Source organism: Kitasatospora sp. NPDC058965, from assembly GCF_042741245.1.
GTDB lineage: Bacteria > Actinomycetota > Actinomycetes > Streptomycetales > Streptomycetaceae > Kitasatospora.
This window is the reverse complement of the sequence record NZ_JBHYKG010000542.1, coordinates 1-2,684: the sequence shown is the minus strand read 5'-3', so window position 1 is coordinate 2,684 and position 2,684 is coordinate 1. Positions and strand designations below refer to the sequence as shown.

The 2,684-nt window shown below is 73.3% G+C and carries 3 protein-coding genes; 2 read left to right on the top strand and 1 reads right to left on the bottom strand.

Going from position 1 to position 2,684, the window contains the following annotated elements:
• Positions 1–164: 164 nt before the first annotated feature.
• Positions 165–551, bottom strand: a complete 387-nt coding sequence (locus tag ACFW1A_RS39870) for a nuclear transport factor 2 family protein (RefSeq protein WP_380418526.1) — start codon at positions 549–551, stop codon at positions 165–167.
• A 177-nt stretch (positions 552–728) separates the two neighbouring features.
• Between ACFW1A_RS39870 and ACFW1A_RS39865 the strand changes: the two genes are divergently transcribed.
• Together ACFW1A_RS39865 and ACFW1A_RS39860 are read left to right on the top strand one after the other, a co-directional pair.
• On the top strand, positions 729–1,100 hold the full coding sequence (locus ACFW1A_RS39865) for a nuclear transport factor 2 family protein (RefSeq protein ID WP_380418524.1): 372 nt from the start codon (positions 729–731) through the stop codon (positions 1,098–1,100).
• A gap of 108 nt (positions 1,101–1,208) precedes the next feature.
• Positions 1,209–2,630 (top strand): MFS transporter, encoded by a 1,422-nt coding sequence (locus ACFW1A_RS39860; RefSeq protein ID WP_380418522.1) that lies wholly within the window; start codon positions 1,209–1,211, stop codon positions 2,628–2,630.
• Positions 2,631–2,684 lie beyond the last annotated feature (54 nt).

Genomic DNA, 2,684 nt, shown 5'->3' with positions numbered 1-2,684 from the left:
CAGGGCCACGAGCCCCAGGCCACCTGGGTCGCCGAAGGCCACCTGGACGAACTCCGAGCCCGCCTCGCCTGGAGCCGGGACCACCGGCACCTGATTGACCCGGCGGGGTGAACCCCCGCCACCGACAGTCGTCTTGACCGGCCGTCGAGGCAGGCGAGGCAGGTTCACCCCGGGTGGCGGGCGCCGGCCGGGTTCGCGTCCTCGCCCAGGTAGGTGCCGTACCCCTGGGTGACCAACGGGCCGTCGAACAGCAACACCTCGTTGACCAGGCCGCCCTTCTGGTTGCGGTAGTGGATCACCAGGCAGTCGACGCCGACGTAACGGCCGACCACCTCGAAGCGCAGGTCGGGGATGCGGCGCAGCCCCTCCGCCCAGTAGGCCCGGAGCGCCGCCTTGCCGCGGATGACCCCGTCACCGCCCAGGAGTTGGACGGCCACCGGCGAGCGGAACACCGCGTCCTCGGTGAAGTGCGCCAGCACCGCCTCCAGGTCGTGGGCGTTCCACGCCTTCACCCAGCCTTCGACGAACGTGCGCGCGAACTCGTGATCCATGGGCGCATTATTCCCTTCCGCGGACCCTTCCGCGGACCATTCCGTGGGCCCTGCCGCGGCCCGGGCCGGGACGGTACCGGTAGGCCTACCTACGGCTGACTGATTCGCTCAACTCCCGTCGTGCCTAACGTCTTCACCAGCGGAAACGATCCGCATCACGCAGACGGGAGTACTGAGATGAGCAACCTCCAGCACCTGGCCGAGCAGTACATCGCCACCTGGAACGCCACCGACCCGGCCGAGCGCCGCCGGCTGATCGACACCTCCTGGTCCGTCGACGCCCGGTACAGCGACCCGCTGGTCGAGGCCGCCGGGCGGGACGCGGTGGACGCCACCATCGGCGCCGTGCAGGCGCAGTTCCCCGGGCTGGTGTTCAGCCTCGGCGAGGCCGGGGTGGACGCCCACCACAACCAGGCCCGGTTCACCTGGAACCTCGGACCGGCCGGCGCCGAGCCGCTGGTGGTGGGGTTCGACGTGCTGGTGGCCGACGCGGACGGCCGGATCGCCACCGTGCTCGGCTTCCTGGACAAGGTCCCCGCCACCCTCTGACGCACCGTCAGAGCAGGTCGGGAGGGCGCCGGTCCACCGCGCGGCCGGCGCCCTCCCCTCCTGTCCCCTCACTTCCCCTCACCCCGAAGCGCCCGAGGAGGCACCCCCGTGACCACCGTCCTGTCCCGCCCGCTGCCCGCCAGCGACACCCCGGCCGCACCGCGCCGCGGCCTGCTGCCGGTGGTGCTCACCGCGACCTTCATGACCGCCCTGGACTTCTTCATCGTCAACGTGGCGATACCGTCGCTGCAGACCGGGCTACGGGCCGGGCCCTCCGCCGTGCAATGGGTGGCGGCCGGCTTCGGACTGGCCCTCGCGGCGGGCCTGGTGCTGGCCGGCCGGCTCGGCGACCGGTTCGGGCGGCGCGCGATGTTCGCCCTCGGCCTGCTGCTCTTCACCGTCACCTCGGGCGCCTGCGGGCTGGCCACCAGCGCGGGCGTGCTGATCGCCGCCCGGGTGCTGCAGGGCCTGGCCGCCGCGCTCACCGGCCCCCAGGTGCTGGCCGTCCTGCGCACCGCGTACAGCGGGGCCGCCCAGGCCAGGGCGTTCGGCGCGTACGCGATGACGTTGGGCATCGGCGCGGTGCTCGGCCAGTTGATCGGCGGGGCGCTGATCCAGGCCGACCTGTTCGGACTCGGGTGGCGGAGCTGCTTCCTGATCAACGTGCCGGTCGGGCTGGCCACGCTGGCCCTGGTGCGCCGCTGCGTCCCGGAGTCCCGGGCCCCGCAGCGGCCGGGGCTGGACCTGGTCGGCACCCTCCTGGTCAGCGGCGCCGTCACCGCGCTGGTACTGCCGCTGATCCAGGGTCAGGCGCAGGGGTGGCCGCGCTGGACCTGGCTCTGCCTGGCCGGTTCGGCCCTGCTGTTCGCCGTCTTCGCGGTGCACCAGCTCCGGGTGGCCGTCGAGCCGGTGGTGGACTTCCGCCTGCTGCGCGACCGTGTGGTGGGCCTGGGCATCCTGGGGCAGCTGGTCTTCAACCTCGGTCAGGCCTCGTTCTTCCTCGTGCTCGCCGTCTACCTGCAGCAGGGCCACGGCCTGACCGCCCTCGGCTCCGGGCTGCTCTTCACCGCGATCGGCGGCGGCTACCTGCTCACCTCCACCGTGGCGCCCCGGGTCTCCGCCCGGCTGGGCCGCCAGGCGATCGCGCTCGGCGCCGTGGTGCTCGCGGCGGGCCTGGGTCTGATGGTCCTCGCCACCCAGCAGGTCGGCACCGCAGGCAGCGCCTGGTGGCTGGCGCCCGGCCTGTTCGTGGACGGGCTCGGCATGGGCCTGGTGATCGCGCCGCTGACCACCGTCGTCCTGGCCGGGGTGCGCCCGCAGCAGGTCGGCTCGGCCGCGGGGGTGCTCTCCACCGTCCAGCAGGTCGGCAACGCCCTGGGGATCGCGCTGCTCGGCAACCTCTTCTACGGCGCCGCGGGCCACGGGTTCGACCACGCCTTCGGCATCAGCCTGCTGGTGCTGGTGGCGCTGGAACTGCTGCTGGCGCTGCTGGTCCAGGCACTGCCCGGCCGGCCGGCGGGCACCGCATGACCAGTGCCACGGTCGTCAGGAAATGGCAGTGACCCACCGGGGCCGGCTGAGGGC

Bases quoted from the DNA above. Each gene is read 5' to 3' on its own strand.
- ACFW1A_RS39870 (WP_380418526.1), bottom strand. From the start codon at position 551: ATGGATCACGAGTTCGCGCGCACGTTCGTCGAAGGCTGGGTGAAGGCG.
- ACFW1A_RS39865 (WP_380418524.1), top strand. From the start codon at position 729: ATGAGCAACCTCCAGCACCTGGCCGAGCAGTACATCGCCACCTGGAAC.